Annotated in this window: 6 protein-coding genes; all 6 read left to right on the top strand. The window is 70.3% G+C overall.

The features are described 5' to 3' along the window. On the top strand, positions 1–216 hold a 216-nt coding region (locus IY392_RS13040; RefSeq protein ID WP_194861443.1), incomplete at its 5' end, for a Trp biosynthesis-associated membrane protein. Positions 217–316: 100 nt separating this feature from the next. Further along, on the top strand, positions 317–1,129 hold the full coding sequence (gene trpC, locus IY392_RS13035) for an indole-3-glycerol phosphate synthase TrpC (protein ID WP_182613351.1): 813 nt from the start codon (positions 317–319) through the stop codon (positions 1,127–1,129). Between the two features lie 67 nt (positions 1,130–1,196). After that, positions 1,197–2,492 (top strand): tryptophan synthase subunit beta, encoded by a 1,296-nt coding sequence (gene trpB, locus IY392_RS13030; RefSeq protein ID WP_107756292.1) that lies wholly within the window; start codon positions 1,197–1,199, stop codon positions 2,490–2,492. Continuing rightward, positions 2,489–3,280, top strand: a complete 792-nt coding sequence (gene trpA, locus IY392_RS13025) for a tryptophan synthase subunit alpha (protein ID WP_107756293.1) — start codon at positions 2,489–2,491, stop codon at positions 3,278–3,280. Before trpB ends, trpA begins: the two co-directional genes overlap by 4 nt. Beyond that, entirely contained in the window at positions 3,277–4,170 is an 894-nt protein-coding gene (lgt, locus tag IY392_RS13020; protein WP_182613350.1) for a prolipoprotein diacylglyceryl transferase, read from the top strand. The genes trpA and lgt overlap by 4 nt, the downstream gene beginning before the upstream one ends. A 46-nt stretch (positions 4,171–4,216) precedes the next feature. Next, on the top strand, positions 4,217–5,635 hold the full coding sequence (gene pyk / locus IY392_RS13015) for a pyruvate kinase (RefSeq protein WP_107756295.1): 1,419 nt from the start codon (positions 4,217–4,219) through the stop codon (positions 5,633–5,635). Positions 5,636–5,955 lie beyond the last annotated feature (320 nt).

Genomic DNA, 5,955 nt, shown 5'->3' with positions numbered 1-5,955 from the left:
CGCTCGGCCGGGCCGGCGCTCACCGGGGCCGGGGCAGCGGCACTCCTCGCCGCGGGCGCCGTCCCCATGATCTGGCCGACCCGTCGGGTGCGGCGCGACGATCGCTACGTGACGCCCGCCGCACGTCGCCAGGGCCGGGGGACCGGCGAGTCCGCCGTGGACACCGGCACTGACCTGTGGCAGGAACTCGACGAGGGTCGCGATCCCACGGGGTGAGCCCGGCGAGAGCGGGTCCCGATTCTGAGAACCCCATGTGCTGCCTCTATTGTTGATCTCGATCACACTTCCTGCCCGAACACTGCAGAGGGAGGTCACGGTGGGTACCGTGCTCGACTCGATTATCGACGGGGTCCGCGAGGACGTCGCTGCCCGCGAGGCCGTCACCGACCTCACTGCGGTCAAGAAGGCGGCCCGGTCGGCGCCCGAGCCGCGGGACGCGCTCAGGGCGCTCCGGGGGGCGGGTGTCGGCGTCATCGCCGAGGTCAAGCGCGCGAGTCCCTCGAAGGGTCCGCTCGCCGACATCCCTGATCCCGCGGTGCTCGCCCGGATGTACGAGGAGGGTGGTGCCCGCGTCATCTCGTGCCTGACCGAGGAGCGCCGCTTCAACGGCAGCCTGGCGGACCTGGACGCGGTCCGTCGGGCCGTCGACATCCCGGTACTCCGCAAGGATTTCGTGGTGGGGCCGTACCAGATCCACGAGGCCCGGGCCCACGGCGCCGATCTCGTGCTGCTGATCGTGGCGGCTCTGGAACAGGACGCCCTGGTGTCCCTGCTCGACCGCACGGAGTCACTGGGGATGACGGCGCTGGTGGAGGTCCACACGGAGGAGGAGGCCGATCGCGCCCTCGAGGCCGGTGCCACCGTGATCGGAGTCAACGCCCGGAATCTCAAGACGCTCGAGGTCGACCGTGATGTGTTCTCCCGCATCGCGCCGGGCCTGCCGTCCGGAGTGGTCAAGATCGCCGAGTCCGGCGTCCGTGACGCGTCCGACCTCCTGTCGTACGCCAGCGTGGGTGCGGACGCGGTCCTCGTGGGTGAGGGCCTGGTGACCAAAGGCGACCCCCGTGCGGCGTGCAACGCCCTGGCCACGGCGGGTTCCCACCCGTCGTGTCCGCAGGGACCCCGCTAGGCCCCCGGCGCACGCTTCCGGCAGACTGGGAGCCGTGAATTCTAACGAGCTGACACCGCTGCCCTCGATGGGAGACGTGCTCCGGACGACCACCGGACACGAGCCCGACCAGCGGGGCCACTGGGGTGCATTCGGTGGGCGCTACGTCCCCGAGGCGCTCATGGCGGTCGTCGACGAGGTCGCCGACGCCTACGCCAAGGCCCGCGCGGACGACGCCTACCTCGACGAGCTCGACCGGCTCCAGCGCGACTACTCGGGTCGGCCGTCGCCCCTGTACGAGGCGGGACGTTTCGGGGCGGAGATCGGCGCCAGGGTGTTCCTCAAGCGGGAGGACCTCAACCACACCGGGTCGCACAAGATCAACAACGTCCTCGGCCAGGTGCTGCTCGCGCACCGCATGGGCAAGAAGCGTGTGATCGCCGAGACCGGGGCCGGACAGCACGGGGTCGCCTCCGCCACGGCGTGCGCCCTGCTCGGACTGGAGTGCAAGATCTACATGGGTGCCGTGGACGTCCGCCGTCAGGCCCTGAACGTCGCCCGGATGCGGCTGCTCGGAGCGGAGGTCGAGGCCGTCGAGGTGGGGTCGGCGACGCTCAAGGACGCGATCAACGAGGCGATGCGGGACTGGGTCTCCCGTGCGGACGACACGTACTACGCGTTCGGCACCGCCGCCGGCCCACACCCCTTCCCCGCGATGGTCCGCGACTTCCAACGGGTGGTGGGTACGGAGGCGCGCGCCCAGATGCTGGAGCGGGTGGGACGACTGCCCGACGCCGCGGTGGCGTGCGTGGGTGGTGGGTCCAACGCGATCGGATTGTTCCACCCGTTCATCGACGACTCCTCGGTCCGCCTGGTGGGCTGCGAGGCGGGCGGCGACGGCGTGGCGTCCGGTCGCACCGCCGCGACCGTCAACGCCGGCAGGCCGGGCGTCTTCCAGGGCTCCTACGCGCACCTCATGCAGGACGAGGACGGGCAGACCACCGAGTCGCACTCGATCTCGGCGGGGCTGGACTACCCGGGTGTGGGACCCGAGCACTCGTACCTCGCCGACATCGGCCGCGCGGAATACCGGCCGGTGACCGACGCCCAGGCGATGGACGCATTCGCCCAACTGTGCCGCACCGAGGGGATCATCCCCGCCATCGAGTCCGCCCACGCGGTCGCCGGAGCAGCGCAGCTCGCCGCCGAGGGCGTCGACCTGATACTGGTCAACGTCTCGGGTCGAGGCGACAAGGACGTCGACACCGCCGCCCGGTGGTTCGGCCTGTTGGGCGGAGGGACCCCCCCGGAGGCCGGGGTGGACTCGAGCCGGGGCGCGGACGACGGCGCGGGGGAGTACGCGGACGGGGGGATCGAGGGATGAGCGCGCTGAGCGAGGTCTTCGGGCGGTGCCGTGCGGAGAACCGGGCCGCTCTCATCGGGTACTACCCAGCGGGGTACCCCACGGTCGAGGGGTCCGTCCAGGCCGTTCGCACCATGGTCGCCGGCGGCTGCGACGTCATCGAGGTGGGGATCCCGTACTCGGATCCCATGATGGACGGCCCCACCATCCAGGCGGCCGCGGATGTGGCACTGGAGGCGGGCTTCCGCATCCGGGACACCTTCGACGTGGTCCGCGCGGTGGCCGAGGCCGGGGCGGTCCCGGTCGTCATGAGCTACTGGAACCCGATCCTGCAATACGGCGTCGACCGGTTCGCGGCGGACCTCGCGGCCGCCGGGGGGACCGGGGTCATCACACCGGACCTGATCCCGGACGAGGCGGACGAGTGGATCGCCGCGACGGACGCCCACGGCGTCGACCGGGTCTTCCTGGTGGCGCCGTCGTCGACGCCCGAACGATTGGCCATGACGCTGTCCCACACGAGCGGATTCGTCTACGTCCAGGCAGTGATGGGGGTCACCGGGGCGCGGGACGTGGTCTCGGATGCCCCCAGGACCCTCACCGCCCGTGTCCGCGAGCTCTCGGACCTGCCGTGTGGAGTCGGACTCGGTGTGCGCAACGGGGACCAGGCAGCGGAGATCGCCTCCTACGCCGACGGGGTGATCGTGGGCTCCGCCCTCATCACCGCCGCCACCGAGGGAGGCGACGCCCTCGCGCGGTTGACGGCCGATCTCGCGTCGGGCGTGCGTCGGCGAGGAGTCGACTCGTGATCCCCAGCCCTCCGCAGGGGGTCTGGGAGCTCGGTCCGTTCCCCGTGCGCGCGTACGCACTGTGGATCATCCTCGGCATCGTCGTGGCCATCTGGTGGGGCGAGAAGCGGTGGGTCGCCCGTGGGGGGCGCGCGGGGGTCGTCCTCGACACCGCGCTGTGGGCCGTCCCCTTCGGCCTCGTGGGCGGTCGCGTCTACCACGTGGCCACGGACTGGTACCGCTACTTCGGTGAGGGCAGGAACCCGGTCGACGCGCTGAAGATCTGGGACGGCGGTCTGGGGATCTGGGGAGCGGTCGCGCTGGGCGCGATCGGTGCCTACATCGGCCTGCGGCAGCAGGGGATCCGGGCGATCGGCGCGTTCGGCGACGCGGTCGCCCCGGGCATCGTCCTGGCGCAGGGAATCGGTCGACTGGGGAACTACTTCAACCAGGAGCTCTACGGTCGCGAGACCGACGTGCCCTGGGCCCTGGAGATCTACCAGCGGTACGACGAGGCGTACGGATACTCCCAGACCCTCGGTCGGTCCACCGGGCAGGTGCTCGCGACCGTGCACCCCACGTTCCTGTACGAGCTCCTGTGGAACGTCCTGGTGGCCGTGGCGTTGGTGCTGATCGACCGCAGGTTCCGGCTCGGGCACGGCCGACTCTTCGCGCTCTATGTGGCCCTGTACTGCTTCGGGAGGTTCTGGGTCGAGCTGCTCCGTGCGGATGCGGCGACCGAGATCTTCGGGCTGCGCATCAACACCGTCGTCTCCGTCGTCGTCATGCTGGCCGCGCTGATCTACGTGTGGCGGGCACGCCGGGGCCGCGAGGACCCGTCCGAGCTGCGTGCTCCCGAGGACGTGACCGAGGAGTCCCCGGGGGACGCACCCCCGTTGGCCGGTCGTTGACGTCGCGTTCACCGGTCATCCCGGCGAGGGGTCTAGATTGGTACGGGTGAACCGTCGTACCAAGATCGTCTGCACCCTGGGTCCCGCCGTCGCCTCGGAGGCCGGCATCCGTGAACTCGTCGATGCCGGGATGAACGTCGCCCGGCTCAACTTCAGCCACGGGGACCATGCCGACCACGAAGCGAACTACCGCTGGGTCCGCCAGGCCTCGGACGAGTCGGGGCACGCCGTCGGTGTGCTCGCGGACCTCCAGGGCCCCAAGATCCGGCTCGGCCGCTTCATCGAGGGCCGCCACGAGTGGGCGGAGGGTGACATGGTCGCCATCACCGTCGCGGATGTGGAGGGGACCAAGGAGCGCGTGTCCACCACCTACAAGGGGCTGGCGGCCGATGCCCGCCCCGGCGACCGACTGCTCGTGGATGACGGCAACATCGGTCTGACCGTGCAGCGGGTCGAGGGTGACGACGTCCACTGCGTCGTCACCGAGGGCGGCACGGTCTCCAACAACAAGGGGGTGTCCCTGCCGGGGATGAACGTCTCGGTCCCGGCGCTGAGCGAGAAGGACGTCGCGGACCTCCGGTTCGCGCTGGACCTGGGCGTCGATTTCATCGCCCTGTCCTTCGTCCGGTCTCCGGCGGACGTCGACCTGGTGCACGCGATCATGGATGAGGTCGGCGTGCACGTCCCGGTGATCGCCAAGCTCGAGAAGCCCGAGGCCGTCAAGAATCTCGAATCCATCGTCCTGGCCTTCGACGCGATCATGGTCGCACGGGGCGACCTGGGCGTGGAGTTGCCACTGCAGGACGTGCCGCTGGTCCAGAAGCGGGCGATCCAGATCGCCCGGGAGAACGCGAAGCCGGTCATCGTGGCCACGCAGATGCTCGAGTCCATGATCACCAACTCCCGGCCCACCCGGGCGGAGGCGTCGGACGTCGCCAACGCCGTGCTCGACGGGGCCGACGCGGTGATGCTCTCGGGAGAGACCTCGGTGGGCAAGTACCCCATCGACGCGGTGCGGACCATGTCGTCGATCGCTCTCGCGGTGGAGTCCGATTCCACCGCCGCGCCGGACCTCGTCCACATCCCCCGGACCAAACGCGGGGTCATCTCCTACTCGGCGCGGGAGATCGGAGAGCGGTTGGGCGCCAAGGCGCTCGTCGCCGTGACCTCGACCGGGGACACGGTCCGCCGCCTCGCCCGGTTGCACAGTCACCTGCCGCTCATCGCCATCACCGGTGATCCGCGCATCCGGAGCCAGTTGGCTCTCACGTGGGGCACCGAGACGTTCCTGACCGACCGGGTCCACGAGACGGCGGAGCTCGTCAAGGTGACCGACGAACTGCTGCTCCCCCTCGAGGGGTACAACGAGGACGATCTCATCGTGATCGTCGCGGGCAACGTGCCGGGCGTCGAGGGGTCGACCAACTTCATCCTCGTACACCGGATGGGCGAGGCGGACCACTGATCACCTTCGGGTAACAACTCGGTAGCGCCGGTGGGCACCCGCTCACCGGCGCTTTCGACTCTATTCGTGCTTTTGACGTGACAGGGCCGAGATACATCTGTTACCTTTTTGGAGGCCACCGGGGAAGCCGGTCGGCCCGCCGCTTCGCCCACGCACCGAACTCCGAGGTTTCCCCTGATGTCCGACGCCACTCGAATCACCTTCACCGAGCTCGCCGATCGACTCGGTGTGGCCGGCTCCGGCGCGACCGCCGGCCGCCACCGCGCAGCCCGGTCCGCGAGCGGGATGGGCCGCATCGTCGCCGGCGCAGTCGCCGGTGC

Origin of the sequence: Dietzia sp. SYD-A1 (assembly GCF_015356725.1) — a bacterium.
GTDB lineage: Bacteria > Actinomycetota > Actinomycetes > Mycobacteriales > Mycobacteriaceae > Dietzia.
The sequence above is the reverse complement of the archived record's forward strand: the minus strand, read 5'-3'. Positions and strand labels throughout refer to the sequence as shown.

Bases quoted from the DNA above. Each gene is read 5' to 3' on its own strand.
- trpB (WP_107756292.1), top strand. From the start codon at position 1,197: ATGGGAGACGTGCTCCGGACGACCACCGGACACGAGCCCGACCAGCGG.
- trpA (WP_107756293.1), top strand. From the start codon at position 2,489: ATGAGCGCGCTGAGCGAGGTCTTCGGGCGGTGCCGTGCGGAGAACCGG.